The organism is Massilia sp. 01N410, assembly GCF_056399665.1.
In genome coordinates this window covers 19,153-45,226 of record NZ_JBFTRV010000024.1, presented here as the reverse complement: position 1 = coordinate 45,226, position 26,074 = coordinate 19,153, and the positions used below count along the sequence as shown (strand labels likewise).

The 26,074-nt window shown below is 67.0% G+C and carries 23 protein-coding genes and 1 pseudogene; 9 read left to right on the top strand and 15 right to left on the bottom strand.

The features are described 5' to 3' along the window. Positions 1 to 7: 7 nt before the first annotated feature. From AC1DOP_RS23895 to AC1DOP_RS23885, 3 genes are read right to left on the bottom strand one after another with little or no spacing between them, the layout of a single operon-like run. Positions 8 to 2,419 carry an ABC transporter permease gene (locus tag AC1DOP_RS23895; RefSeq protein WP_477253746.1) on the bottom strand — a complete coding sequence of 804 codons (2,412 nt, stop codon included), beginning with the start codon at positions 2,417 to 2,419 and terminating at the stop codon, positions 8 to 10. 10 nt (positions 2,420 to 2,429) lie between these two features. Continuing rightward, positions 2,430 to 3,110, bottom strand: a complete 681-nt coding sequence (locus AC1DOP_RS23890; protein WP_442123861.1) for an ABC transporter ATP-binding protein — start codon at positions 3,108 to 3,110, stop codon at positions 2,430 to 2,432. Positions 3,111 to 3,147: 37 nt separating this feature from the next. Further along, a complete protein-coding gene (locus AC1DOP_RS23885; protein WP_442123860.1) occupies positions 3,148 to 4,431 on the bottom strand; it encodes an efflux RND transporter periplasmic adaptor subunit in 1,284 nt (427 codons plus the stop codon). A gap of 306 nt (positions 4,432 to 4,737) precedes the next feature. Here AC1DOP_RS23885 and AC1DOP_RS23880 point away from each other — a divergent pair, with 306 nt between their 5' ends. The 3 genes from AC1DOP_RS23880 to AC1DOP_RS23870 all read left to right on the top strand — a co-directional run bounded on the left by AC1DOP_RS23880 (position 4,738) and on the right by AC1DOP_RS23870 (position 8,779). Continuing rightward, the gene (locus tag AC1DOP_RS23880) at positions 4,738 to 6,108 is read left to right on the top strand and encodes a sigma-54-dependent transcriptional regulator (protein ID WP_442123859.1); all 1,371 of its coding nucleotides are present in this window, start codon (positions 4,738 to 4,740) and stop codon (positions 6,106 to 6,108) included. Then, positions 6,098 to 7,333 carry a sensor histidine kinase gene (locus tag AC1DOP_RS23875; protein ID WP_442123858.1) on the top strand — a complete coding sequence of 412 codons (1,236 nt, stop codon included), beginning with the start codon at positions 6,098 to 6,100 and terminating at the stop codon, positions 7,331 to 7,333. The genes AC1DOP_RS23880 and AC1DOP_RS23875 overlap by 11 nt, the downstream gene beginning before the upstream one ends. Positions 7,334 to 7,474: 141 nt before the next feature. Next, positions 7,475 to 8,779: an MFS family transporter gene (locus AC1DOP_RS23870; RefSeq protein ID WP_477253742.1), complete on the top strand. Its 1,305-nt coding sequence runs from the start codon at positions 7,475 to 7,477 to the stop codon at positions 8,777 to 8,779. Between the two features lie 6 nt (positions 8,780 to 8,785). Here the strand turns inward: AC1DOP_RS23870 and AC1DOP_RS23865 are convergent, their stop codons facing one another. From AC1DOP_RS23865 to AC1DOP_RS23825, 9 genes and pseudogenes are all read right to left on the bottom strand, one after another. Beyond that, positions 8,786 to 9,247 (bottom strand): GNAT family N-acetyltransferase, encoded by a 462-nt coding sequence (locus AC1DOP_RS23865; RefSeq protein ID WP_477253740.1) that lies wholly within the window; start codon positions 9,245 to 9,247, stop codon positions 8,786 to 8,788. A 31-nt stretch (positions 9,248 to 9,278) separates the two neighbouring features. Continuing rightward, positions 9,279 to 10,193 (bottom strand): annotated as a pseudogene (locus tag AC1DOP_RS23860) (histone deacetylase family protein); the annotation flags it as partial. A gap of 47 nt (positions 10,194 to 10,240) precedes the next feature. Further along, positions 10,241 to 11,836: a glutamate--cysteine ligase gene (gene gshA, locus AC1DOP_RS23855; RefSeq protein WP_477253738.1), complete on the bottom strand. Its 1,596-nt coding sequence runs from the start codon at positions 11,834 to 11,836 to the stop codon at positions 10,241 to 10,243. 99 nt (positions 11,837 to 11,935) lie between these two features. After that, on the bottom strand, positions 11,936 to 13,879 hold the full coding sequence (locus AC1DOP_RS23850; protein ID WP_442123854.1) for a DUF885 domain-containing protein: 1,944 nt from the start codon (positions 13,877 to 13,879) through the stop codon (positions 11,936 to 11,938). A 74-nt stretch (positions 13,880 to 13,953) separates the two neighbouring features. Continuing rightward, the gene (gene prmC, locus AC1DOP_RS23845) at positions 13,954 to 14,805 is read right to left on the bottom strand and encodes a peptide chain release factor N(5)-glutamine methyltransferase (protein ID WP_442123853.1); all 852 of its coding nucleotides are present in this window, start codon (positions 14,803 to 14,805) and stop codon (positions 13,954 to 13,956) included. Between the two features lie 13 nt (positions 14,806 to 14,818). After that, positions 14,819 to 15,289, bottom strand: coding sequence for a disulfide bond formation protein B (locus tag AC1DOP_RS23840; RefSeq protein ID WP_477253735.1), 471 nt, complete (start codon positions 15,287 to 15,289; stop codon positions 14,819 to 14,821). 72 nt (positions 15,290 to 15,361) lie between these two features. Continuing rightward, the gene (gene prfA, locus AC1DOP_RS23835) at positions 15,362 to 16,438 is read right to left on the bottom strand and encodes a peptide chain release factor 1 (RefSeq protein WP_477253733.1); all 1,077 of its coding nucleotides are present in this window, start codon (positions 16,436 to 16,438) and stop codon (positions 15,362 to 15,364) included. Positions 16,439 to 16,533: 95 nt separating this feature from the next. After that, the gene (gene hemA, locus AC1DOP_RS23830; RefSeq protein WP_477253731.1) at positions 16,534 to 17,820 is read right to left on the bottom strand and encodes a glutamyl-tRNA reductase; all 1,287 of its coding nucleotides are present in this window, start codon (positions 17,818 to 17,820) and stop codon (positions 16,534 to 16,536) included. A gap of 66 nt (positions 17,821 to 17,886) precedes the next feature. After that, on the bottom strand, positions 17,887 to 18,576 hold the full coding sequence (locus tag AC1DOP_RS23825; protein ID WP_442123849.1) for a response regulator transcription factor: 690 nt from the start codon (positions 18,574 to 18,576) through the stop codon (positions 17,887 to 17,889). Between the two features lie 214 nt (positions 18,577 to 18,790). Here AC1DOP_RS23825 and AC1DOP_RS23820 point away from each other — a divergent pair, with 214 nt between their 5' ends. Continuing rightward, the gene (locus AC1DOP_RS23820; RefSeq protein WP_442123848.1) at positions 18,791 to 19,336 is read left to right on the top strand and encodes a hypothetical protein; all 546 of its coding nucleotides are present in this window, start codon (positions 18,791 to 18,793) and stop codon (positions 19,334 to 19,336) included. Between the two features lie 28 nt (positions 19,337 to 19,364). Here the strand turns inward: AC1DOP_RS23820 and minE are convergent, their stop codons facing one another. Genes minE through minC form a run of 3 tightly spaced genes read right to left on the bottom strand, consistent with a single transcriptional unit; the run spans position 19,365 to position 21,250 of the window. Beyond that, the gene (gene minE, locus AC1DOP_RS23815; RefSeq protein ID WP_379777435.1) at positions 19,365 to 19,616 is read right to left on the bottom strand and encodes a cell division topological specificity factor MinE; all 252 of its coding nucleotides are present in this window, start codon (positions 19,614 to 19,616) and stop codon (positions 19,365 to 19,367) included. A gap of 1 nt (position 19,617) precedes the next feature. Continuing rightward, complete coding sequence (minD, locus tag AC1DOP_RS23810; protein ID WP_442123847.1) at positions 19,618 to 20,433, bottom strand: septum site-determining protein MinD; 816 nt, start codon at positions 20,431 to 20,433, stop codon at positions 19,618 to 19,620. Positions 20,434 to 20,476: 43 nt separating this feature from the next. Beyond that, complete coding sequence (minC, locus tag AC1DOP_RS23805; RefSeq protein WP_477253728.1) at positions 20,477 to 21,250, bottom strand: septum site-determining protein MinC; 774 nt, start codon at positions 21,248 to 21,250, stop codon at positions 20,477 to 20,479. Between the two features lie 270 nt (positions 21,251 to 21,520). Between minC and AC1DOP_RS23800 the strand changes: the two genes are divergently transcribed. The 5 genes from AC1DOP_RS23800 (at position 21,521) to AC1DOP_RS23780 (ending at position 26,068) form a co-directional block, all read left to right on the top strand. Then, positions 21,521 to 22,696 (top strand): acetyl-CoA C-acetyltransferase, encoded by a 1,176-nt coding sequence (locus AC1DOP_RS23800; RefSeq protein ID WP_477253726.1) that lies wholly within the window; start codon positions 21,521 to 21,523, stop codon positions 22,694 to 22,696. A gap of 63 nt (positions 22,697 to 22,759) precedes the next feature. After that, positions 22,760 to 23,500, top strand: a complete 741-nt coding sequence (gene phbB, locus AC1DOP_RS23795; RefSeq protein ID WP_442123844.1) for an acetoacetyl-CoA reductase — start codon at positions 22,760 to 22,762, stop codon at positions 23,498 to 23,500. Between the two features lie 71 nt (positions 23,501 to 23,571). Beyond that, positions 23,572 to 24,297 (top strand): AAA family ATPase, encoded by a 726-nt coding sequence (locus AC1DOP_RS23790; protein ID WP_477253723.1) that lies wholly within the window; start codon positions 23,572 to 23,574, stop codon positions 24,295 to 24,297. 77 nt (positions 24,298 to 24,374) lie between these two features. After that, positions 24,375 to 24,767 carry a DUF2750 domain-containing protein gene (locus AC1DOP_RS23785; protein WP_477253721.1) on the top strand — a complete coding sequence of 131 codons (393 nt, stop codon included), beginning with the start codon at positions 24,375 to 24,377 and terminating at the stop codon, positions 24,765 to 24,767. After that, positions 24,764 to 26,068: an amino acid deaminase gene (locus AC1DOP_RS23780; RefSeq protein ID WP_477253719.1), complete on the top strand. Its 1,305-nt coding sequence runs from the start codon at positions 24,764 to 24,766 to the stop codon at positions 26,066 to 26,068. The genes AC1DOP_RS23785 and AC1DOP_RS23780 overlap by 4 nt, the downstream gene beginning before the upstream one ends. The last annotated feature ends 6 nt before the right edge of the window (positions 26,069 to 26,074 follow it).

Sequence of the window (26,074 nt, the reverse complement as noted above, 5' to 3'; positions counted from 1 at the left end):
GCCGCCCTTATCCTTCGCGCAGCGCCAGCGCCGGCCGGATCCGCACCGCCGCCAGCGTATGCCGCAGGGTCGAGCCGAGCGCCACCGCGCCGGCCACCAGCAGGGCGCCGACGATGGTCCAGGCGCCGATCGGCGCGCGCTCGGTGAAGGCGGCCAGGTAGTGCTGCATCGCCAGCCAGGCCGGCGGCAGGCCGAGCAGGGCGCCGGCGCCGATCAGCACCAGGAATTCGCGCATCACCAGGCCGCCCACCGCGGTATTGCCGGCGCCGTACAGCTTGCGCAGCACGATCTCGCGGGCGCGCCGCTGCACGCTGTAGGCCGCCAGCACGTAGATGCCGAAGGCGGCGATCGCGGTCGCGATCACGCTCGAAGCGGCCAGCAGCTTGGCCAGGCGCAGGTCGTCGGCATAGGTGCCGGCGTAGATGCTGTCCATGCGCTCCGCGTTCAGCACGTCGTTCGGGAACCAGCGCGGCCACATGTCCTCGATCGCGTGGCGTACCGTCTCCAGGTCGCGGTCGCTGCGGATGGTGAAGGTGCCGGTGCGCGGCGACACGTAATAGACGTAGGCCTGCATCGGCTCGTGCGCCGAGCGGTGGCGGATGTCGGGGGCCACGCCGATCACCTGTTTGGCGCGCTGGCCGTCGGGTTCCCGGATGATCTTGCCGATCGCATCCCGGGCGCTGGAAAAGCCCAGCTTGTGCGCAGCCTCTTCGTTGATCACCACCTTGTCGCGGTCGTTGACGGTGTCGCGTGCCGCGTCGTACAGGCGGCCGGCTACCGGCTTCAGTCCGTACACGCCGAAGAACTCGGGGCTGACGTTGAGCCAGTTGAGCTGGGTCGGGGCGCCGCCCTCGCGCTGCAGCGAGGTGCCATTCATGTTGACCGTGACCCGCGTGCCGCTTTCGGCCACGCCGCTCACGCCCGGCAGGCGCGCCAGCGCGTCGCGGAAGGCGTGCACGTTCGGGTTGCGCATGTCGTCGGGGGCTTCCACGATCAGCAGCGGCGCGGGATCGAAGCCCGGGTCGAGGCTGCTGGCGTAGCGGGTTTGCCAGGCCACCGCCAGGGTCATGCCGGTCAGGCCCATCGCGGTGGCGAACTGCAGCACGGTCAAGGTGCGGCGCAGCCACAGGCCGCCGGCGGTTTCGACGTTGCCGCGCCCGGACAGGGCCGAGGTCGGGCGTACCTTCAGCGCCGACCAGGTCGGGTAGGCGCCGGCCAGCACGCCCAGCAGCACGCCCAGCAGCAGCGACAGGCCCAGCGAGACGGGAGTGAACATGTGGTCCAGCTTGCGCTGCACCAGGTCGGCGAACACCGGCAGCAGCAGCCAGGCCATGAGCAGGCCGATGGCGGTGGCGATCAGGCATACCAGCACGGATTCGGCCAGGAACTGGCGGCTGACGGCGCCGGCGCTGGCGCCCAGCACCTTGCGCACCGCGATCTCGCGCTGGCGGCGCAGGGTGCGCACGGTGGCCAGATTGACGTAGTTGGTGGCGGCCAGCGCCAGGATCAGCAACGCCACCGCGGCCAGGCCGAAGATGGTCTTGCGGTCGCCGTGGATGTCGGAGCGCTCGCTGACGTCGGGGTCGAGGTAGGCGTCGGGCAGGGAACCCAGGCGGAACTCGATCAGGTCGTGGCCGTTCAGCGAGGCCACCTGTTCCGGCGTCATCTGCTTGAAGAAGTTCGAGGCCAGCATGGCGCGGCGCACCGCCTCCGTCACCGCCTGCGGGTCGGCGCCCGGCGCCAGCTTGACGTAGGTGGGACCGTGCGAGGACCCCCAGTTCTTCGTCACCAGCTGCCGGTATTCCTCGGTCCAGATCGTGGTACTGGTGCTGGCCAGGGCATCGTAGGGCAGGGTGGTTGCGGCCGGCTGGTCTTCCAACACCGCCAGGATCAGGTAGGGGCGGCCGCCCACCTGCACGCTCTTGCCGAGCGCGTCGGGCGTGCCGAACAGCTTGATTGCGGTTTCGCGGCTCACGGCCAGCGCGTCCGGACGCGCCAGCGCGGAGGCAAGGTCGCCGGCCAGGATCCGCGGCTGGAAGATGGTGAGGAAGTCGGGGTCGACCGCGGCCATCGTGATGGTCTGTACGTGGTTGCCGATCCTGACGTTGATGTCGCGCTGCAGGAAGGCGCTGGCCTGCAGCGGCAGGCCGCTGGCAATGGCGGCGTCGCGTGCCGGCAGGCTGACGGCGTTGCTCCAGCCTTCCCCGACGGCGCTGATGTTCCAGCGCGACATCAAACGGTAGACGTTGTCGCGCTGCGGCACGTGGCGGTCGTAGGACAGCGAGTGATTCACATAGCCGAGCAGCAGGAAGCAGGCGCAGAAGCCCACCGCCAGGCCCAGGATCACGACCGCCGAGAAGGCCGGTTCCTTGACCAGCAGGCGCCAGCCGATGCGGAAGTCCCGCAGGTTGATCTTCATGTTCCGCTCCTTACGCCGCCTGCAGGGCGTCGACCACCACGCGGCCGTCCAGCAGGTGCAGGGTGCGCGAGGCCTGGGCCGCATGCGCCGGCGAGTGGGTCACCATCACCACCGTCGTGCCTTCGGCGTTAATCTGACGCAGCAGGCGCATGACTTCGTCGCCGTGCGCGGTGTCGAGGTTACCGGTCGGTTCGTCGGCCAGCAGCATGGCGGGGCCGGCCACCAGCGCGCGCGCGATCGCCACGCGCTGCTGCTGGCCGCCCGACAGCTGCGAGGGACGGTGGCCGGCGCGGTGCGCCACGCCCAGGCGCTGCAGCATCTCCTGTACGCGGCGCTTGCGTTCGGCCGCCGGGGTGCCGGTGTATTCGAGCGCCAGCTCGACGTTCTCGTACACCGACAGTTCCTCGATCAGGTTGAAGCTCTGGAAGATGAAGCCGACCTTCCCGCGCCGCAGCGCATTCAGGCGCGCCTCGCTCCAGCCGGCCACGTTCTGGCCTTCGAACCAGTATTCGCCGGAGGACGGCACGTCCAGCAGGCCGAGCACGCTGAGCAGGGTCGACTTGCCGCAGCCGGACGGTCCGGTGATGGCCACGTATTCGCCGGCCGCGATGTCGAGGTCGATGCGGTCGAGGGCGGTGGTCTGGACTTCGCCCGCGTGGTGGATCTTGCTGACGCCTGAGAGTTTGAGCATCTTGGATTCCCTGTTCTGTTCAGTGTTGGGTTGGAGTTTACTTCGTCAATTGCAGCCGCTCGGCCTTGCCGAACGGCGTATAGCTGGAAATGATGACCTGCTCGCCCGGGGCCAGGCCGGACAGCACCTCGACCTGGGCATTGTTGCGGCGTCCCAGTTTCACGCTGCGCTTCGCGACGCTTTCGCCGTCGCGGCCCACCACGAACACCCAGCTGCCGCCGGTGTCGTTCGCGAACGCGCCGTTCGGCAGCAGCATGGCCTTGGCCGGCTCGCCCAGGGTCAGCTGGGTGTCCATGCTCTGGCCCGGGCTGATCACTTCGGGCTGGCCGTCGGTAAACACCATCTCGGCGGTGAAGCGGCCTTCCTTGATTTGCGGGTAGACGGTGGCGACGCGCAAACCATAGGTCTTGCCGTCCTGGGTCACGCTGCCGATCCGGCCGACCGTCAGGCGGCTGAGATAGAACTCGTCGACCTGGGCGCTCAGCTTGAAGTGCCGCGGGTCGTCGATGCGGCCGATGTGCTGGTCCGTGCGCACGGTCTGGCCGACCAGCATGCGGAAGTCGGTCAGCACGCCGTCGCTTGGTGCGCGCACGGCGAGCGCGTCGACGGTGGCGCTGACCAGCTGCAGGCCGGACTGCAGGCCGTGCAGGGCGGTGTCCATCTGGCTCAGCGCGCGGCCGCGCACCTGTTCCTCGGTGGCGACGGCGCGCTTCTCTTCGTCCAGCGCGCGCTTCTGCTGCGCCAGCTTGTCGGCCGACTCTTCCAGCGCCACCGCGGAAATGAAGCCCTGGGCCGCCAGCCGCCTGTTGCGCGCATGCTGCTTGTCGGCCTGGCTCAGCGCGTATTCGAGGTCGGACAGGCGGCGCTGGTGGTCGGTGCGCACCGCTTCCTGGGCCACCCGCAGGTTGGCCGCGTTGAAGATCTGCTGCGAGTACTCGGTCTGGCGCGCCAGCAGCTCCAGGTTGCGCTGCGGGTTCGACAGGCGGAACAGCAAATCTCCCTTCCTGACGGCCTGGCCGTCCTTGGCGAACACCTCTTCCACGCGGCCGCTTTCCACCGAGTCGAGGATGATCGAATTCAGCGGCTCGGCGGTGGCGCGCACCACGATGTCGTCGCGGAACACGCCCTGTTCGACCCGGGCCAGGCGCACGTCGCGCGTGGCCACCTGCAGCCCGTGCGGGACGAACTGCCAGCCGGCCCAGGCCAGCGCCGCCGTCACGGCGACGGCGATGCCGATGCGCGCCAGCAGGCGGCCGCGCCGTTTGGGGACGACGGTGTCCATGGCGGCGCCGGTGACGGCGGGAGGAGGAATGTGATCCATGACGATGCGCTTCTGTGAACGATGATGTGATCCCTTTTGCAAGCGCCGTGCCAGGCCTGTTTCGGCCTGTTTTCGGCCGTTTGTCCGCTTGTCCGGTGCCTGGCTGTCCGGATTCGGACAGCTATGCATGTGCGCTTGCGGACAGGTGGCCGCGGCTGGTCGCCTGTCGAGTGTGGCGCTGCTAGAATGGCAACTACCTCGTCGTCCCCGCGCAGGCGGGGATCCAAGTTCTGTCAGCGTTCCGTTAGCGCATGCAAACTTGGATCCCCGCCTGCGCGGGGACGACGGATCATCCTTTACAGATCAATGGCCGATACCGCCCACATCCTGATCCTCGACGACGACATCGACGTCGCCTGCGCCGCCCAGATGCTGCTGCGCCGCCGGCATGGCCGGGTGACGACGCTCGACGATCCCGCCCGCCTCAACGCCCTGCTCGAAGCCGGCGTGCCGGCGCAGTTGCCCGATGTGGTGCTGCTCGACCTGAACTTCACCCCCGGCCGCATCGACGGCGCCGAGGGCCTGGCGGTGCTCGACCGCCTGCGCGGGCTGGCGCATCCGCCCGCCGTGATCGCCATGACCGCCTATGCCGACGTGCCGCTGGCGGTCGAGGCGCTGAAACGCGGGGCCGGCGACTTCATCACCAAGCCCTGGGACAATGCGCGCCTGGCCGCCGCCGTCGACAGTGCGCTGGCGCGCCGCGCCGCGGCCGCCGGCGGTGGCGCTACCAGTGGCCTGATGGGCGATTCGGGCGCGATGCGCGACGTGAAGGCGATGATCGCCAGCGTGGCTCCCACCGAAGCCAATGTGATGGTGCTGGGCGAGAACGGCTCCGGCAAGGAACTGGTGGCGCGCGCGATCCATGCGGCATCCGGCCGCGCCGACGCCACTTTCCTGGCCGTCGACATGGGCGCGCTGCCGGAATCGACCTTCGAGAGCGAACTGTTCGGCCACCGCAAGGGCGCCTTCACCGATGCCCGCAGCGACCGCGCCGGACGCTTCCAGGCGGCGCGCGGCGGCACCCTGTTCCTCGACGAGATCGGCAACATGCCGCTGGCAAGCCAGGCCAAGCTGCTGACGGCGCTGGAGCGGCGCGAAGTCACGCCGATCGGCGCCGACCGTCCGGAGGCGATCGACGTGCGCATCGTCAGCGCGACGAACCTGGATGAACGCCGCCTGTTCGATCCGGGCAGCTTCCGTCCCGACCTGCTGTTCCGCCTGAACACCATCGTGATCCGGGTGCCGCCGCTGCGCGAACGGCGCGGCGACGTGCCCGGCCTGCTGCACCACTACCTGTCGCTGTACGAGAACCAGTACCGGCGCCCGGTGCGCGAGCTGGCGCCCACCGCCCTGGAGCGCCTGTGCGAATGGCACTGGCCGGGCAATGTGCGCGCCCTGCGCCATGCCTGCGAGCGCGCCGTGATCCTGGCGGCCGGGGACGAGTACCGCTACGAGGATTTCGGCCTGGCGATGCCGGCGCCGGCGGAGCCCCCGCGAGTCGCCACCGCCGCCGCCGCGGGCGATGACGACGAAGGCGCATTCCGCCTCGGCGCGCTGGAACGCGAGACCATCGCCGCCGCCCTCGACAAGGCCAAGGGCAATATCAGCCTGGCGGCGCGCATGCTGGGCCTGAGCCGCGCCGCGCTGTACCGCAAGCTGGGCAAGCATGGCATCTGAAGGCCGGCTGAAGGCCGGCGCATTGCTGTCCGCCGCCGGCATCGCCCTGCTGGCCTTCGGCGCCGGCGCCATCCACGAGTCGCCACGGCTGGCGGTGCTGTGCGCGCTGGCCGCGCTGCCGCTGCTGCTGCAGCTGTGGCGCTGCATGGAAGGCCTGGCCGCCCTGCGGCGCACTTCGCCGCAGCCCGCGCCCGGCCTGCCGATCGAGCAGCAGGCCCTGGTCGACAACGCGCTGGTGCTGGAAGCCCGCCTCGAACACACGCCGGTGGCGCTGTTCCGCATCGACGGCGCCGGCGGCGAAGGCCAGGTGGCGCCGCTGAACGGCAATGCGCGCAAGCTGGTGGCGCCGGGCCGCGCCAGCGATCCGGCCGACCTGTATCGCCAGCTGGCGGCGCAGCCGGGCGAGCGCCGCGCGCTGATCGACTTCGACAGCGAACGCGGTACCGAGCGTGCGCTGCTGGCGGTGTCCTCGATCACGTTGCAGGGCAGGGCCCAGCGCCTGGCGGCCCTGATGCCGGTCGAGAGCGAACTCGAAGCCGAAGCCCTGCACGCCTGGCGCCAGCTGGTGCACGTGCTGACCCACGAGATCATGAATTCGCTTACCCCGGTGGCCTCGCTGTCGCACACGGCCTATGGCCTGCTGGGCGAATTCCGCGGCGCGCTGCCGGAAGACGTGGGCCTGGACCTGAGCACCGCGCTGGACGCGATCCGGCGCCGCGCCGACAGCCTGGTCGACTTCGTGGCCAGTTACCGCAGCCTGTCCAACGTGCCGGCCGCGCGGCCCGAGCGGGTGCGGCTGGATGCGCTGTTCGAACGCGTCGCCGCGCTGGTGGGCCCGGGCTGGCGCGCGCGCGGCGGCGAGGTCCGCCTCTCGGTCGAACCAGCGTCGCTGGAACTGATGGCCGACCCCGGCCAGCTCGAGCAGGCCCTGATCAACCTGCTGAAGAATGCCTTCGAGGCCACCGGCGGCCAGGGCGAGCCCGGCAATGCCTGGGTCACGGCGCGCCTGGTGCGCGGCGCGCGCCTGCGCATCGAAGTCAGCGACGACGGTCCCGGCGTGCCGGACGGCCTGGCCGCGCACATCTTCACGCCCTTCTTTACGACCAAGAAACAGGGCGGCGGGATCGGCCTGGCGATGGTGCGCCACCTGGTGCACGAGAACGGCGGCACGGTGCGCCACGCCCGTTCGGTGGGGCGCGGGGCGCGCTTCGTGATCACCTTCTGATCGGGCCGCCTGTCTCCTGCGCGCCACGATTTGCGGATAGCTATTATGCTAAGTTTGCCTGGCCGCGCTGGCCTTGGCGGACCCGTCCGGGAAGTCGTCCAGCTGCTGCCAAGGTTTCGATGGACCATCCCGGAGGAAGCAATGACAACAATGGACACATCAGAAGCGCATGCAATCCACGACCTGACCTCACGCCAGCGGGTCTTCGCCATCGTCGGCGCCTCGTCGGGTAACCTGGTCGAGTGGTTCGACTTCTACATCTATTCCTTCTGCGCGCTGTATTTTTCGTCGGCGTTTTTTCCGAAAGATAATCCCACCACCCAGTTGCTGAACACCGCCGGCATCTTCGCCGCCGGCTTCCTCATGCGTCCGGTGGGCGGCTGGCTGTTCGGCCGCGTCGCCGACCGCTACGGCCGCCGTAACTCGATGATGATTTCAGTGCTGATGATGTGCGGCGGCTCGCTGCTGATCGCGATGCTGCCGACCTACAAGACGATCGGCACGGCGGCGCCGGCGCTGCTACTGGTGGCGCGCCTGTTCCAGGGCCTGTCGGTGGGCGGCGAATATGGCACCAGCGCCACCTACATGAGCGAGGTGGCCGAGCCGGGCCGGAAGGGCTTCTTCGCCTCCTTCCAGTACGTGACCCTGATCGGCGGCCAGCTGGCGGCCCTGCTGGTGCTGGGCATCCTGCAACTGTTCCTGTCGCACGACGAACTGGTTGCATGGGGCTGGCGGATTCCCTTCGTGGTCGGCGCCGCCGCGGCCCTGGTCTCGCTCTACCTGCGCCGCTCGCTGCACGAGACCACCACCGAATCGGAGCGCAAGAGCGAGCAGGCCGGCAGTGTCGCCTCACTGCTGCGCCACCACGGGCGCGCCTTCGTCACCGTGCTGGGCTTCACGGCGGGCGGTTCGCTGATCTTCTACGCTTTCACCACCTACATGCAGAAGTACCTGGTCAACACGGTCGGCATGACTACCCTCACGGCCAGCCGCGTGATGACGGTCTGCCTGCTGATCTACATGCTGATGCAGCCATTGTTCGGCGCGCTGTCGGACCGCATCGGCCGGAAAACCTCGATGATCGCCTTCGGCGGCCTGGCCACGATCTTCACCGCGCCCATCATGTTCGGACTGCGCGGCGTCGGCAGCCCGCTGATGGCCGGGGTCCTGATCCTCTGCGCGCTGGCGATCGTCAGCCTGTACACCTCGATCTCGGGACTGGTCAAGGCGGAGATGTTCCCGGTGGAGGTGCGCGCGCTCGGCGTCGGCCTGTCGTATGCGATCGCCAACGCCATCTTTGGCGGCTCGGCCGAATTCGTGGCCCTGTGGTTCAAGCAGGCCGGCCACGAGCCGTATTTCTACTGGTACGTCAGCATCATGTGCGCGATTGCCTGCGTGGTCGCCTTCCTGATGCCGGACCCGGCCAAGTCGGGCCACCTCAAGTAGCCGGCCTCAGGCTGCGGCCAGCAGCATGTCGATGTGCGCGATGCCGTCTTCGTCATACGGTTCGGAGACGGTGACGAAGCCGAAGCCGGCATAAAAGCGCTCCAGGTGGGCCTGGGCGCCGATGCGGATCGCGTGGCCCGGATGCAGCTGCCGCGCCAGCGCGATGCCCTGCGTCACCAGCTCGCCACCGAGGCCGCCGCCGCGCGCAGCCGGGCTGGTGACCACACGGCCGATCGACATCTCCTCATACTTTGCGCCCGGCGCCAGGCAGCGCAGGTGGGCCACCAGTTCCGGCTTGCCGCCGGCATCGCGCCAGCCGAGCAGGTGATGGGCGCCTGGGTCGAGGCCGTCGATGTCCGGGTACAGGCAGGACTGCTCGAGCACGAACACTTCCTGGCGCAGCGCCAGCATTGCATACAGCTGCGCGACCGTCAGGCCGTCGAAGCCGCTCCATTGCCAAGTAATCATTTGTTTGTCTGGATGAACAATTGTTTGGAATTCAGGCCGCGGTCTCGAAGCCTTCGAGGACGTTGACCACGTTGATGCCGAGCTCGGGCACGACGGAACCGCCTTCGAACACGAACACGGTGGGCAGGCCGAGATAGCCGATGCGCTCGCCGATGCGCAGAAAATCGGCACTGCCGAGGGCGAAGTGCGAGCGCGGATCAGCGCCGAAGCCGTCGACGCCCAGCGACACCACCAGCGCCTGCGGCGCGAACATCGACATTTTCAGGCAGGCCGACTCCAGCGCCGCGAACCATTGGGCGGCGCCGGCGCCGCGCGGCAGCGGCAGGTTCATGTTGTAGCCCAGGCCTTCCGCCTCCCCCAGCTCGTCGGCGTGGCCGAGGTAGTAGGGATAGTCCTGGCGCGGATCGGCGTGGATCGAGGCGAACAGCACGTCCTTGCGGCGGTAGAAGATGCTCTGGGTGCCGTTGCCGTGGTGGTAGTCGAGGTCGAGGATGGCGACGCGCTGCAGGCCGTCGTCCAGCAGGTGCTGGGCCGCCAGCGCGGCATTGTTCAGGAAGCAGTAGCCGCCGAAAAAATCGGCGCCCGCATGGTGGCCGGGCGGACGGGTCAGCGCAAAGCTGCCGTGCTCGCCGAGGCGCAGCGCGTGGGCCGCGTTGACGGCGCAATCGGCGCCGGTCTTGGCCGCGACCCAGGTGCCGGCGGTGAGCGGGGTGTTTGCATCCATCGAGTAGAGGCCGAGGCGGGCCGCGAAACTGTCCGGCTCGACGTCGTGGCGCAGGGTGCGGATCGGCCATACCGAGGGCAGGGCGTCGCGCTCGGCATTGCGCGGATCGAGGTGCAGCCACTCGCTCCAGGCGCTGCGCAGGAAGTGCAGGTAGCGCGGCGTGTGCACCCGCTCCAGCGACACCAGCGGCACCCCGTGCGGCGTGACGATCTGGCCCAGGCCGCCTTTAATTTGTGTTTCGGGGATTGGCCGGCAACGACGGCATTGCGTCAGCTATTACAGCACAGTGTACTGCTGTTATAAGCAGCAACAAAATCATCGAAGCTGCCGGTATCGACCTGCTCGATCTGGCGCTGCTCGTCCAGCGAAGCCTGCGCCATCTCGTCGAACACGGCCACCTCGGCCGGCATCAGCGGCTCAAGGCGGAAGGCCTGGGCGTGCAGTTCGCTCTGCTGCAGGCCGAATCTGGCGAAGGAGCCGAGTTCGCGCACCGCTTCCAGCACCTTGTGCGAGGGCGTCAGCGCCGGGTTCAGCACCTTGGCCTTCTGGGCTTCGAGCGAATCGAGGTGGGCGCCCTTGTAATTGTGCTCGTTGTCCAGCAGTTCGGACAGCGGGCGGATGCGCTCGATCAGCTCCAGCGCCCAGTCCTGCAGCGAGATTTCCTGGTCGTCGCGGGTCAGGGTCAGGCCCGGGCGGCGGCCTTCCTTCACGGTGCGGGCGAAGTTGCGCGCGTGGACCTGTCCTTCCATCGCATTGATCTTCGGGCTTTCCTCGAGCGCGCAGAACAGCAGGAAGGCGTCCAGGAAGCGGCCGGTTTCCAGCGCGATGCCGACCGGCTCGAAGGGATCGACGTCCAGGCAGCGCACTTCGATGTACTGCACGCCGCGGTTGCACAGCGCCTGTACCGGGCGCTCGCCGGTGCGGATCACGCGCTTCGGACGGATCGTCGAATAGTATTCGTTCTCGATCTGCAGGATATTGGTCGACAACTGCACCCATTCGCCATCCTTCTTGGTGCCGATCTCGGCGTAGGGCGGGTAGGGGCGGTTGACCGCGTCCATCAGCGAAGTGACGTAGCTTTCCAGGCTGTTCTCGTGCGGGCGCAGGCCGGACTGGGCGTCGTTCTGGTAGCCCAGGTCGCTCATGCGCAGGCTGGTCGCGTACGGCAGGTACAGGGTGTCGTCGGACAGCGTTTCGAGCTGGTGCGGACGGCCGCGCAGGAAGCCCTTGGCCAGCGCCGGCGAGGCGCCGAACAGGTACATCAGCAGCCAGCTGTAGCGGCGGAAGTTGCGGATCGTCGCAATATAGCTCTCGGACTGGAAGTCGCGCAGCGCATGGCGGCGCTCTTCCATGATGCCCTCACTCTGGGCGATCAGGGTCCACAGCTGTTCCGGCAGCGAGTAGTTGTAGTGGATGCCGGCGATGCATTGCATGGCCTTACCGTAGCGCAGCGCCAGGCCGCGGCGGTAGACGTGCTTGAGCATGCCGATGTTCGAGGTGCCGTACCAGGCGATCTCGATCTCTTCCTCGGGCGGCAGGTCGCAGGGCATCGACTGGCTCCACAGCATCTCGTCGCCCAGCTTGCTGTAGGCGTAGCGGTGGATGGCGTCCAGGCGGTTGATCGCCAGGCCGATGTCGTGCTCGGCCGGGGTGATGAATTCGAGCAGGGTTTCGGCGTAATCGGTGGTGATCTGCGGATTCGTCAGGGCCGAGCCGAGTTGCACCGGATGAGGCGTGCGTGCCAGATGGCCCCGGCTGTCGACGCGCAGGGTTTCGCGCTCGATGCCGCGCAGGCCCTGCAACAGCAGGCCGCGGTGGGCATCGTCGTCCAGCAGGGCCAGGCGGCGTGTTAGTTGATTCGACACGGTGTTTCCTTTCTTATACTGCAGATGAGGTGCAGAGATTAACCGAAAAATGCCAAGCGCGCCGGGCACCCCCCAATTCCGCAGTATGTGGTGTTTTTATTACTGAAATGTGTCGCTGGGCTTGGCCGGAGCGGCGGCTGGCGGGGGGGCCGGAGGCGCTGCCGGGGGTGTCGCCGCGGGTGCGGCCGAGGGTGCTCCCGGCGCGGCCGGCGCCGGCGCGGCTTGCTGCGGCGCCGCGCGCTGGGCGGCGATCCAGCGCCTGAGCTGGCGCTCCAGCACGCCCAGCGGCAGGGCGCCGTTTTCCAGCACCGCGTCGTGGAAGGCACGCAGGTCGAAGCGCTCGCCGAGCGCGGTCTGGGCCTCCAGCCGCAGCGAGGCGATGCGCAGCTGGCCGAGCTTGTAGCCCAGCGCTTCGCCCGGATGGGCGATGTAGCGGTCGACCTCGACTTCGTTGTCCGAGGGCGGATTGGCGGTGTTGGCGTTCAGGTAGTCGAGCGCCTGCTGGCGGCTCCAGCCCATCGCGTGGATGCCGGTATCGGCCACCAGGCGGGCGGCGCGCAGCAGCTCGTCGGCCAGGTAGCCGAAGCGCGAGAAAGGATCGCGCAGCAGGCCCAGTTCCGGTCCCAGGCTTTCCGCGTACTGGGCCCAGCCTTCGCCATAGCCCCCATACCAGCCGTAGCGCCTGAAGGCCGGCAGCTCGCTGTTGTTCTGGGCGCGCGCCACCTGCAGGTGGTGGCCGGGTACGGCTTCGTGCAGGGTGAGGGTCTCGATCTCCCACATCGGCCGCGTGTTCAGGCGCGAGGTGTTCACCACCAGCGCCGCCATCCGGTCCGGGCTGCCGGCTTCGTAATAGGCCGCGCCCTGGGTCTCGGCGCCCAGCGCCTGCACCGGCTTGACCGCCAGTTCGTCGGACGGGATCGCATTGAACAGCTGCGGCATGCGGCTGTAGGCGCGCGCGATGGTGCGCCGGTAGCGGTTCAGCAGCGCATCGGTGTCGCTGAAGAACAGGCGCGGATCGTTGTGCGCGAAAGCGATGAACTGGTTCAGGTTGCCGCGAAAGCCGGTGCGCGGCACCAGCGCCGCGATCTCGGTGCGGATGCGCGCCACTTCCTTCACGCCCAGCGCGTGGATCTCGGCCGGGGTCAGGTCGGTGGTGGTGGCGCTCTTGACCAGGAAGACGTACCAGGCCGGGCCGCCGGGCAGGCTGGAGGCGGAAATCGTCGCCCGCGCGGCCGGCAGGTAGACGTTGCGCACGAAGTCCTCGAGCTGCTGCAGGCTGGGCGCCAGGGCGGCGACGGCGGCCTGGCCGTCGAGCGCCAGTTTTTCGCGCGCTTCCTGGGGGATGGTGGCCGGCAGGCGGCGGAAGGGTTCGGACAGGGCGCCGTCGCCCAGGTGTTCGCGCAGCGCGCGCAGCTGGGCCGGCAGGCCGGCCATCACGACTTTCGGCGCGGTCCAGCCGGTGCGCATCCCTTCGCGCATCTGTTCGATGATGCCTTCGATGTGGCGCGGCACGGCGTTCAGGCGCGCGATATAGTTGCGGTAGTCGTCTTCGCTCACGAACGGCATCTGCGCGGCCAGTTGCGGCAGGCGGATGTGGATGCCGTCGCGCGTCGTGATCGGCTGCGGGTCGAAGGTGACGAAGCCGGCCCGGGCCAGCCGCCTTTCCTGGTCGGCGGCGAACAGGTCGAGCGACAGCAGGTCCTGGCCGTTCAGCTGGCCGCGGTCGAGCTGGCGCGCCAGCTCCAGCATGCGCAGCTCGTGCGCCAGCACCTTGGCGTTGCCGGCCAGCGAGGTATCGCTCAGCTGGGCGTCATAGCGGTGGTCGCCGACCGAGGTGGCGAATTCCGGCTGGTTCTTCAGCCGCCATTGCCAGTCGCGCTCGAACAGGGCGCGCGCCTGTTCCTTGGGCGTCTGCTCCTTGGGATTGTCGGCCGCCAGCGCGCGCGGCGGCGCCAGCAGGACCGTGGCGGCCAGCAGGGTTGCAGCGAACAGGGGAAAGGTCAGCCGGGCCGCGAACAGCCGGGGCGCGGGCAGTCGAGGCATCGCAAGCTCCGGGAAGTGGGCCGGCCATTGTAACAAACGGGGCCGGCGGGCCGCGCCGGGCTGGGTTCGGGGGCTCAGCCGGGCCGCCGGCCGCCGGTGACGCGCTCGATGCCGGCCAGGTCGCGCCAGCTCTGCACCTCGCGGTAGCCGCCGGCGTCCAGCAGGGCGCGCACGCTCGCCGCCTGGTCGTAGCCGTGTTCCATCAGCAGCCAGCCGCCCGCAACCAGGTGGGCCGGGCTGCCCTGGATGATGGTGCGCAGGGCCGACAGGCCGTCCGCGTGGTCGGTCAGGGCGCCGGCGGGTTCGAAGCGCAGGTCGCCCTGGGACAGGTGTTCGTCGCCGGCCGCGATATACGGCGGATTCGAGGCGATCAGCTCGAAGCTTTCGCCGGCATCGAGGGCGCCGAACCAGTCGCTGTGCAGGAAGCGCACGCCGGTCCGCTTATTTACCGCATTATTTGCCGCATTCTTGGCCGCATTGCGGCGCGCCACGGCCAGCGCCGCTTCGCTGACGTCCAGCGCGGTCACCGCGGCATCCGGACGGGCGTGGGCGACGGAGACGGCGATCGCGCCGCTGCCGGTGCCCATGTCGAGCAGGCGTCCCCGCTGCGGCAGGCGCTCGATGGCGAGTTCCACGATCAGTTCCGTGTCCGGCCGCGGGATCAGCACCGCCTCGCTGACCTCGAAGTCGAGGCCGAAGAATTCGCGCTTGCCGACGATGTAGGCGATCGGCTCGCCGGCCAGGCGGCGCCGCAGCAACTCCTGCAGGCGCGCGGCCTCGTCTTCGCCGAGGGGCTGGTCGCCGCGGGTGATCAGCTGCACGCGGCTCAAGCCGGTCGCGTGGCACAGCAGGATGCGGTTTTCCAGCGGATCGAGCGGCAGCGCGGCCTGCAGGGCGCCGATGGGGGTGCCGGGCTGGATAATCATGCTGCGATGAGCATCAGCGTGCGCGGCGCACCAGCACCCAGATCAGCGCCAGGGTCAGGATCGCGAACCAGACGGCCGACCACTGAGGCACGTTCAGGCCCAGCACCGTGTCCTGGGCCGCTTCGCACAGACCGTCGGCGCGGAACAGCCAGGGCAGCAGGGTGGCGGTCGGAATCTTGTTCAGCACCGTCTCCATCGGGTCGATCCCGCAGGAGAAGCCGGGGTGCGCCAGCACGTACAGGTGCTTGCCCACCACGCCCAGGCCACCCAGCGCGCACAGCAGGGCCAACGTACCCAGGGCCTTGATCTTGTTGGCGAAGGCGCCGATCAGGCTGAAGACCGCGATGCCCAGGAACAGGTAGCGCTGGATCACGCACAGCGGGCAGGGCAGCATGTCCTTCACGTGCTGAAGATAAAGGGCGGCGCCGACCAGCGCGATACTGACGGCGGCGATCAGGAGCAGGGCGTTGCGGGACGTGGGCATAGGGTCTTCCTGTGATGACGAATCTTGCGATTTTCGCATGAACCGACTTAATCGGGCCTGAACCAAAAGGTTTCAATCGCCGAGGGCGGCCAGCAGTTCGGCCTGGTGTTCGGCTTGCAGGGCGCCGACGAGTTCCGCCAGGTCGCCGTCCATGATCATGTCCAGCTTATACAGGGTCAGGTTGATGCGGTGGTCGGTCAGGCGGCCTTGCGGGAAGTTGTAGGTGCGGATGCGTTCGCTGCGGTCGCCCGAGCCGATCAGGCTTTTACGGGTTGCCGCTTCCTTGCTCTGCTGCTCGCGCAGCTGCACGTCCTTGATGCGCGCCGCCAGCACCTTCATCGCCTGTGCCTTGTTCTTGTGCTGGCTGCGGTCGTCCTGGCACTCGACCACGATCCCGGTCGGCAGGTGGGTGAGGCGCACCGCGGAATCGGTCTTGTTGATGTGCTGGCCGCCGGCGCCCGAGGCGCGGTAGGTGTCGATGCGCAGGTCGGCCGGGTTGATCTGCACGTCCTCGACCTCGTCCGCCTCCGGCATCACGGCGACGGTGCAGGCCGAGGTGTGGATGCGGCCCTGGGTCTCGGTGGCCGGCACGCGCTGCACGCGGTGGCCGCCGGACTCGAATTTCAGCTTCGAATACACGCCGTTGCCGATGATGCGCACGATGACTTCACGGTAGCCGCCCAGGTCCGACGGCGATTCCGACACCACCTCGACCTGCCAGCGGTTGCGTTCGGCGTAGCGGGTGTACATGCGCAGCAGGTCGCCGGCGAACAGCGCCGACTCGTCGCCGCCGGTGCCGGCGCGGATCTCGAGGAAGATGTTGCGCTCGTCGTTCTCGTCCTTCGGCAGCAGCATCTTCTGCAGTTCCAGGTCCAGCTCGGCCAGGCGATTCCTGGCGGCCTCGATCTCGTCCTGGGCGAACTCTTTCATGTCCGGATCCGCCAGCATCTCCTGGGCCGCGACGATGTCGCCCTGGGCCGTCTGGTACTGGTGGTAGACGGCTACCAGCGGGCCGAGTTCGGCGTGCTCGCGGCTCATCTTGCGGAAGCTGTCCATGTTCGCGGTGGCGGCCTCAAGCGCCAGCAGTTCGTCCAGTTCGACAAGGCGGTTGGCCAGTTGGTCCAGCTTGAACAGCATGGATGGTTTCATAACGTTTTAACCAGATAGGGATGAGGGAGATGCCGGAGGGCGGCAGCATACACGACACGGCCGGAAAAAAGCCGTGCCCGGAGGGAAGCGGGCCGCTAACGGCGGCCGCGGAACAGCTGGGGCAGCAGGGCGGCCAGGCGCGCGCGTTCGTCGCCCTGGGCACGGTGCAGGGCCTGTTGCGGGCCGTGCAGGAATTTGGCGGTGAGGCCCTTCGACAGCGCGTCCAGCACGGCGTCGATGTCCTCGCCCTTGGCCAGCAGCTTGCGGGCGCGTTCGAGTTCGGCCAGGCGCAGGCTTTCGCTGGATTCGTGCAGGTCGCGGATCACCGGCACCACGGCGCGGTCGCCGATCCAGTGCATGAAGGATTGCACGCGGCTCTCGATGATGGCTTCGGCCTGGGCCACCGCCGCCTGGCGGTGTTCGACGCCGGTGCGCACCACGTCGGCGAGGTCGTCGACGGTGTACAGGAACACGTCGTCGAGCTTGCCGACTTCGGGCTCGATGTCGCGCGGGACCGCCAGGTCGACCATGAACATCGGACGGTGGCGGCGCGCCTTGATCGCGCGTTCCACCAGGCCCTTGCCGATCAGCGGCAGGGTCGAGGCCGTCGAGGAGATCACGATGTCGAATTGCGGCAGCAGTTCGGGCAGGTCGGCCAGGCGGATCGCGCGGCCGGAAAAGCGGGATGCCAGGCTTTCGCCGCGCTCCAGGGTGCGGTTGGCGATCGTGATCGATTTCGGGTTGTGGGCCGCGAAGTGGGTGGCGCACAGCTCGATCATCTCGCCGGCGCCGATGAACAGCACGTTCTGGCTGCTGACCGAATCGAAAATGCGTTCCGACAGGCGCACCGCGGCGGCGGCCATCGACACGCTGTGGGCGCCGATCTCGGTGGTGCTGCGCACTTCCTTGGCCACCGCGAAGCTGCGCTGGAACAGCTGGTGCAGATAGGTGCCCAGGCCGCCGGCTTCGTCGGCGACGCGCACCGCGTCCTTCATCTGGCCCAGGATCTGGGCCTCGCCCAGCACCATCGAATCCAGGCCGGAAGCGACGCGGAAGGCGTGGCGCACGGCGTCATGCTGGGGCAGCATGTACAGGTGCGGACGCAGTTCGGAAAAATTCAGGCGGTGGTAGTCGGCCAGGAAATGGGCGGAGGCGTCGAGCGGCTCCGGCGCATCGCTGGCGGCATACATCTCGGTGCGGTTGCAGGTCGAGAGCAGGGCCGCTTCGTGTTCGCCGTGGCTGCTCGGTTGCGGATCCAGACGGGCAAACCAGTTGCGCGCCGCCGACACCGCATCGCCCAGATGCTCGGGCGCCAACGCCAGTTGCTCGCGCAGCGAGACCGGTGCGGTGGTGTGATTCAGGCCGACGGCGAGCAGTTGCATGGGTGGTCAAAAAATGGGCAGCGCGCTCATTATACCCTGATGGCGTCAGGGTTTCACGGCAGTGCTTCAGGCGCCCAATTTCTCCAGCCGATAGCCGTAGCTGTACACCGGCACCAGGCGGAAACCGTTCTCCGGACGCAGGCGCAGCTTGTTGCGTACACGCGAAACGTGGGTGTCCATGGTGCGCGAAGGCACGGCGGTTTCGCGCACCCAGATCGACTCGTGGATGTAGGCGCGCGACAGCGGACGGCCGAGGTTGCGGAAGAACAGCAGCGCCAGGTTGAATTCCTTGTGCGTGACGTCGATCTGTTCGCCGCCCATGGTCAGGCGGCCCGGACGGGTTTCGAAGGTATAGGGGCCGAACTGCAGCTGTTCGGCGCCGTTCTGCGACGGATACGCACGGCGCAGCAGGGCCTGCACCCGCGCCACCAGCTCGCCGCGGCGCAGCGGCTTGACCAGGTAGTCATCGGCGCCGGCGGTGACGCCGGACACGATGTCGTCTTCGGAAGCGCTGCCGGCCAGGAACATGGTCGGGGTGTTCGGCGCCATTTTTTCCTTGGCGCGGCGCAGCAGTTCCGCGCCCGGTACGTCGTTCACCTGCCAGTCGAGGATCAGCAGGTCGGTGCTGTCCTTGCGCAGCTGCCCCAGCAACTCCTTACCGCTATCGAAGGGCTGGCATTGATGTCCAGCACCTGTGAGGACCTGGCAGATCAGTTCCGCCTGGGAAGTATCGTTATCCAGTACTGCAATTCTCATGATGAAGCGGTCTCGGCGGGGGTGGGACTATGTGCAATATTACTGTAGGAACACTCCTACAACTTATTTCCGAATATAACAGACTTTTTAAAACTAAATCTACACATGCTTCAGATAAATTTACATTTTCGTTGGGGAATAACGTCACGGCCGTAACAGTGGGCCAAGGCGCAGGCGGCTACACTGTGCTTACGAAAGCAAACCGGGGAATGCGATGTTCAAAAAGATCTTCACGAAAAATTCACAAAGCAGCAGCGCGGTAAGCTTGCTGCCGCTGAGCGGCGACGACCTCGGGCGCGTGCGCGAGCGCTGCCGGGCCCTGGTGCGCAAGCGCGCGGCGATCTCCGCCGGCATCTCGGCGGTGCCGATCCCGGGCGTGGACATGGTGTCGGACCTGGCCAGCTTCGCTTCCATGGTCGAGGACATCAACAAGGACTTCGGCCTGACGCCGCAGCAGATCGAGGCGCTGCAGCCGCACATGCGGGTCGCGGCCTACCAGGCGATGGCGGCGCTGGGCGGCACGCTGGTGGGCAAGATCGTCACCAGGGAGCTGGTGCTGAAGCTGTTACGGAAGTCGGGTGCCAAGCTGGCGGCCAAGTCGGCCGCCAGGATCGTGCCGCTGGCGGGGCAGCTGGCCTCCGCGGCGATCGGCTTCGCGCTGTTCCGGCAGATGGGTTACCAGCACGTGGAAGCCTGCGCCAGGGTGGCGCAGGAGGTGGGGAAAGCCGTATTGGACCAGGAGCAGCCGGCCCAGGGCTGAACCCCGCGGCCGCCCCTTGCCGGGATGCTCAGGCGTCCGGCAGGACGACGTTGACGTCGAGGACTTCGAGGTTGCCCTGGCGGTCCAGCGAGATCTTGATGTCGTCCGCGTTGACCTTGGTGTACTTCGAGATCACTTCGATCAGTTCGCGGTGCAGGGCCGGCAGGAAGTCCGGGCCGCTGCGGCCGCCGCGTTCGCGGGCGATGATGATCTGCAGCCTTTCCTTGGCCGCACCCGCACTTTTCTGCTTCTGGGGAAACAGGAATGAAAGCAGAGGCATATCACTTTGCTCCAAACAGACGCTGCAGGAAGCCCGGCTTGTCGTAGTTGGTGAAGCGCAGCGGGATTTCCTCGCCGAGGAAGCGTCCGACCACGTCCTGGTAGGCCTGGGCCACGTCGGTTTCCTTGAAATGGATGGCCGGGTTGCCCTGGTTCGAGGCATGCAGCACCGCTTCCGATTCCGGAATGATGCCGATCATCGGGATGCGCAGGATTTCCTGCACGTCCTCGTAGGACAGCATTTCATCGTTTTCCACGCGGCGCGGCGAATAACGGGTGATCAAGAGGTGTTCCTTGACCGGTTCGCCGCCGCTCTGGGCGCGGCGCGACTTGGCCTGCAGGATGCCGAGGATGCGGTCGGAGTCGCGCACCGACGACACTTCCGGATTGGTGACGATGACCGCTTCGTCGGCGAAGGTCAGGGCCATCAGCGCGCCGTGCTCGATGCCGGCCGGCGAGTCGCAGACGATGAATTCGAAGTCCATCTTGACCAGGTCGTTCAGCACGCGCTCGACGCCGTCTTCGGTCAGGGCGTCCTTGTCGCGGGTCTGGGAGGCCGGCAGGATGAACAGGTTTTCGCAGTGCTTGTCCTTGATCAGCGCCTGGGTCAGCGTCGCTTCCTTGTTCACGACGTTGATCAGGTCGTACACCACGCGGCGTTCGCAGCCCATGATCAGGTCGAGGTTACGCAGGCCGACGTCGAAGTCGATGACGGCGGTCTTGTGGCCGCGCAGCGCCAGGCCGGTCGCAAAGCTCGCGCTCGAAGTGGTCTTGCCCACGCCGCCCTTACCGGACGTTACAACGATAATTCTTGCCATGAAAAATATCAGTCCTATTCAGTATCTGGTCAGTGCTGGAAGCTCAGGCGCGAGTCGCCGAGCCCAGCGATGATATATCGATCCGGTCGCCAACCAAACGGATTTGTGCCGGCTGGCGCGACAGTTCGCTTGGAAAACCTTCGTCGAAAGTGCGGTAAACGCCGGCGATCGACACCAGTTCCGGCTGCATCGACAGGCCGAAGATGCGCGCATCGGCATTGCCCGAGGCGCCGGCCAGGGCGCGGCCGTGCAGCGGCGCATACACGTGGATGCTGCCGTCGGCGATGATTTCGGCGCCGTTGTTCACCACCGCGGTGACGATCAGGTCGGTACCGCGCGCATAGATGCGCTGGCCGGCGCGCACCGGGGTGTCGACGACCATGGCCTGGACCGGCGCCGCCGGGGCCGGCGCTGGGGCCGGCGCGGCGGGCGCCGGCGCGGCCGGGCTTTCCTCGCGTGCGACGGGGGCGCGCGCCTCGCTTGCCTTGAGGCCGCTGGAACCGTCGTCCAGGAACAGGCCGTGGCTGCGGATCGCTTCGTGCAGCGCGGCCGGCGCGCCGCGTACCGCGACCGCGTTCAGGCGGTAATGCTTCAGCAGCGCCACCAGCGCCGGCCAGTCGACCTGGGCGGCATCGTCGGCGATGCCGGCGACGTCGATGACGGCAAATTCATCTTCGAAAAAATCCGACACCCCACCGGTCATCTGCTTGAGTGCGGCATCGATCGCGATCGGATCGGCCGAATGCAGAATGGTCGAAATGGCCACGACCGTGGAAATCTTTATTTCGATAGGCAGGGAACTCGGGCTCTTGGACATAAAACGTTCTGGTTGGCACTAGCCCGAGCATTCTACTGTGAAATTTCCTTGAAAGGTAAAGGGTTTAGGATGGATCGTTATTAACAGCAATAGGTATTTCCATAGATAAAAAACTGAACAATAAAAGATGCTCTGCAATACCACAATTCAGTGAGACGTCGTCTCTTCGTCATAAATAAACTGATAAGATTGATTTTGCTTAAACTCGCTATTAGGTAGAAATCTAAAATTGTTGGCTTTCAGCTAAACGTCCACTCAAGGGAGCAAGTTATGGAAGACGTCGTCATCGTGGCCGCAGGCCGCACCGCCATCGGTAAATTCGGCGGTACTCTCTCGAAGATCCCTGCCACCGAACTGGGCGCGCAGGTGATCAAGCAGTTGATGGCCAGGACCGGGATCGATCCGGCCTCGGTCAGCGAAGTCATCATGGGTCAGGTGCTGACCGCCGGCGTCGGCCAGAACCCGGCGCGCCAGGCCACCATCAAGGCCGGCCTGCCGGACAGCGTCCCGGCCTCGACCCTGAACGTGGTCTGCGGCAGCGGCTTGCGCGCGGTCCACCTGGCGGCCCAGGCCATCAAGTGCGGCGACGCCGAGATCGTCATCGCCGGCGGCCAGGAAAACATGAGCGCCTCGCCGCACGTGCTGAACGGTTCGCGCGAAGGCTTCCGCATGGGCGACGTCAAGATGACCGACACCATGATCGTCGACGGCCTGTGGGATGCCTACAACCAGTACCACATGGGCGTGACCGCCGAGAACGTCGCCCGTAAATTCGAGATCTCGCGCGCCGAGCAGGACGAATTCGCGCTGCAGTCGCAGAACAAGGCCGAAGCCGCCATGAAGGCCGGCAAGTTCAAGGACGAGATCATCCCGGTCGAGATCGCTTCCAAGAAGGGCACCACGGTCTTCGATACCGACGAGTATCCGAAGCATGGCGCCACCCTGGAAGGCCTGGCCAGCCTGCGCCCGGCCTTCAACAAGGAAGGTTCCGTCACCGCCGGCAATGCTTCCGGCCTGAACGACGGCGCCGCCGCCGTGATCCTGATGTCGGCCTCCAAGGCGAAAGAGCTGGGCCTGACCCCGATCGCCCGCATCAAGGCCTACTCGCTGTCGGGCCTGGACCCGACCATCATGGGCATGGGCCCGGTGCCTGCCGCGCGCGCCTGCCTGGAAAAGGCCGGCTGGACCCACGAAGACGTCGACCTGATGGAGATCAACGAAGCCTTCGCCGCCCAGGCCGTCGCCGTCAACAAGCAGATGGGCTGGGATACCTCGAAGATCAACGTCAACGGCGGCGCGATCGCGCTGGGCCACCCGATCGGCGCCTCGGGCGCCCGCGTGCTGGTGACCCTGTTGCACGAAATGGTACGCCGCGATGCCAAGAAAGGGCTGGCCAGCCTGTGCATCGGTGGCGGCATGGGCGTGGCGCTGGCGGTCGAGCGCTGAGCAGGGCGGCAAAGCAGGGAATAACAAGCGGTTCCGACAGGTTCGTAAAACTAGGAGAAAACAATGGCTAGAGTGGCATTAGTGACCGGCGGCATGGGTGGCTTGGGCGAAGCAATCTGCATCAAACTGGCCGCACTCGGTTATACGGTCGTGACCACGTACTCCCCCGGCAGCCAGAAAGCCGAAGGCTGGCTTGCAGCCATGCGCGAACAGGGCCACAACTTCAAGGCCTATGAATGCGACGTGGCCGACTACGATTCGGCCCAGGCCTGCGTGAACAAGGTGGGCCAGGAAATCGGTCCGGTCGATGTGCTGGTCAACAACGCCGGCATTACCCGCGACATGACCTTCAAGAAGATGGACAAGGTCAACTGGGATGCGGTGATCAAGACCAACCTGGATTCCGTGTTCAACATGACCAAGCCGGTGGCCGACGGCATGGTCGAGCGCGGCTGGGGCCGGATCATTAACATCTCGTCCGTCAATGGCTCGAAAGGCGCGTTCGGACAGACCAACTACTCGGCGGCCAAGGCCGGCATCCATGGCTTCACCAAGGCCCTGGCGCTGGAAGTGGCGAGAAAAGGCGTGACCGTGAACACCATCTCGCCGGGCTATATCGGCACCAAGATGGTGATGGACATCCCGTCCGAGGTGCTGGAATCGAAGATCCTGCCGCAGATCCCGATGGGCCGCCTGGGCAAGCCGGAAGAAGTGGCCGGCCTGGTCGCCTTCCTGGCCTCGGACGATGCCGCCTTCGTGACCGGCGCCAACATCGCCATCAACGGCGGCCAGCACATGCAGTAAGCTGCGCCTCGTCGCGTGTAAAACACCGCCTGCGGGCGGTGTTTTGTTATCCACGTTACCGGAAGGCCAACATGTCTATTGCCGCCAAGCCCTATCTGCGTTCGGTGAGCATCGATCCCGCCGTCGAGATCGATCCCGAGCGCTATCCCTTCTCGATTCCCGCCGTGCGCGAACTCGGCGTACTGGAGCCGCATCCCGACGTCACCTTCTTCGTCGGCGAGAACGGCGCCGGCAAGTCGACCGTGCTGGAAGCGATCGCGGTGGGACTGGGCTTGCCGGCCGAGGGCGGCACGCGCAACGTGCACCGCGAGCAGCAGGCGGTGTCGCCGCTGCACCGCCACCTGCGCATCGCCAAGGGCTTCCGGCAGCCGCGTTTTTCTTATTTCCTGCGCGCCGAAAGCCTGTTCAATGTGTTTACTTACCTGGACAGCCTCGGTCCTTCCCCGAACGGCGAGCCGTCGCTGCACCTGAATTCCCACGGCGAAGCCTTCATGCGCGTGCTGCAGGGTTTCAGCGGCGACGGCCTCTACCTGCTGGACGAACCGGAAGCCGCGCTGTCGCCGAACCGCCAGCTGGCCGCGCTGGCCGTCATCGACAAGCTGGTGAAGCAGGGCGCCCAGTTCCTCATCGCCACCCATTCACCCATCCTGCTGGCCTATCCGCGCGCCAGGATCCTGCTGTTCGACGAGTGCGGCATCAGCCACGTCGACTATGAAGACACCGAGCACTACGCGGTCACGCGCGATTTCCTGAACCACTATCCGCGCCGCCTGCAGCAGCTGCTGGAAGAGGACTGAGAAACTGCGGGACCGGGCGCCATGCCGGCGCCCGCTATCGTATCCTCGACCCATCGACCACACGAGAGGCGGCAAGCATGGCAATCGATACCAGGCAGGTGCAGGAAACGGTGATGCTGTCCGGTCCGCAGCGTTACGAATACTTCATCAGGCGCGTGGCGCAGACCGGCACCGTATGGAGCCTGTACCGCAACGGCTGGGCGCTGGCGAAGAAGGAAGACGGCAGCCTGGTGTTTCCGCTGTGGCCGGACCGCGAATTTGCGACAATATGCGCCGATTACGAGTGGACCGGCTACGAACCGCAGTCCTTCTCGCTGGACGAACTGGTCGACGAGCTGCTGCCCCAGCTCGAGCAGGACGGCATCGCCACCGGCGTCTTCTATACGCCTGGCGCGCGCGACGTCATGCCGAGCGCCGGCCTGCTGCAGCGCGACCTGGACGATGAATTGAAAGCTCAGAGGAATCCATGAATGCCTTGCCCCACGGCGGCCTTGCGCTGTCCAGTCTTGAAGAACAGATCCTGCAACCCGGCGTGAAAGGCTTGCCGATCACGGCGCCGCTGCGCCAGGGCGCGATTCGAACGCAGGGGTGGAATGTGCTGCACGGCGACACCAGCTTCCCGGTCGCGGTGCTGAAGACCTCGGCGCTCCGGCACAACCTGGACTGGATGCGCGCCTTCTGCGAGCGCTACAAGGTGCAGCTGGCGCCGCACGGCAAGACCACCATGAGCCCGCAGCTGTTCGGCGCCCAGCTGGCCAACGGCGCCTGGGGCATCACGCTCGCCAATGCCGTGCAGGTGCAGGTGGCTTACCGTTTCGGCGTGCGGCGCGTGCTGGTGGCGAACCAGCTGGTGGCGCGCAGCGACGTGCGCGCCGTACTCCAGCTCATGCATGGCGATCCGGACTTCGAATGCTTCGTGCTGGCCGATTCGCTGGCCGGGGTGGCGCGGCTGGCCGAAGAAGTCGATGCCCATCCGCTGGCGCGGCCGCTGCCGGTGCTGGTCGAACTCGGCCTGTCCGGCAAACGTGCCGGCTGCCGCACGCTGGACGAGGCGATGACGGTGGCGCGCGCCATCGAACATGCGCCGGGCCTGCTGCTGGCCGGCTTCGAAGGCTATGAAGGCTTGCTGGACGAGCCGGAAGCAGTTGAGGCCTTCGTCGGCAAGCTCTGTGCGCTGGTGCTGGAAGCCGACGACGAAGGCCTGTTCGGCGCCCCGGAAATCCTGGTCACGGCCGGCGGATCCGGCTTCTTCGACCTGGTCGCGCGCGGCTTCCAGGGCTTGCATGGCCTGTCGCGGCCCCTGCGGCCGGTGCTGCGCAGCGGCTGTTACCTGACCAGCGACCACGGCATGTACCAGGTCCAGCTGCAAAAGCTCGACCGGCGCGAAGGTGTGGTGCCCGGCGAAGGGCTGCGGCCGGCGCTGGAGATCTGGAGCGTGGTGCAGTCGCGTCCCGAGCCCGGCCTGGCCATCCTCACCATGGGCAAGCGCGATGCCTCGCACGACGCCGGCCTGCCGGTGCCCTTGTGGACCCACCGGCCTGGACCGGGCACGCCGCGCGGGCTGCCGGCCGGCTGCGAGATCGTCAAGATGAACGACCAGCACGCCTATCTGCGCCTGCCGGAGAACGACCCGATCAGGGAGGCGCTGACGGTGGGCGACCTGGTCGGCTGCGGGATCTCGCATCCGTGCACGACCTTCGACCGCTGGCCGCTGCTGCTGGCCGTGGACGACGATTACGCGGTGCGCGGGGCCCTGAACACCTTCTTCTGACCGTTG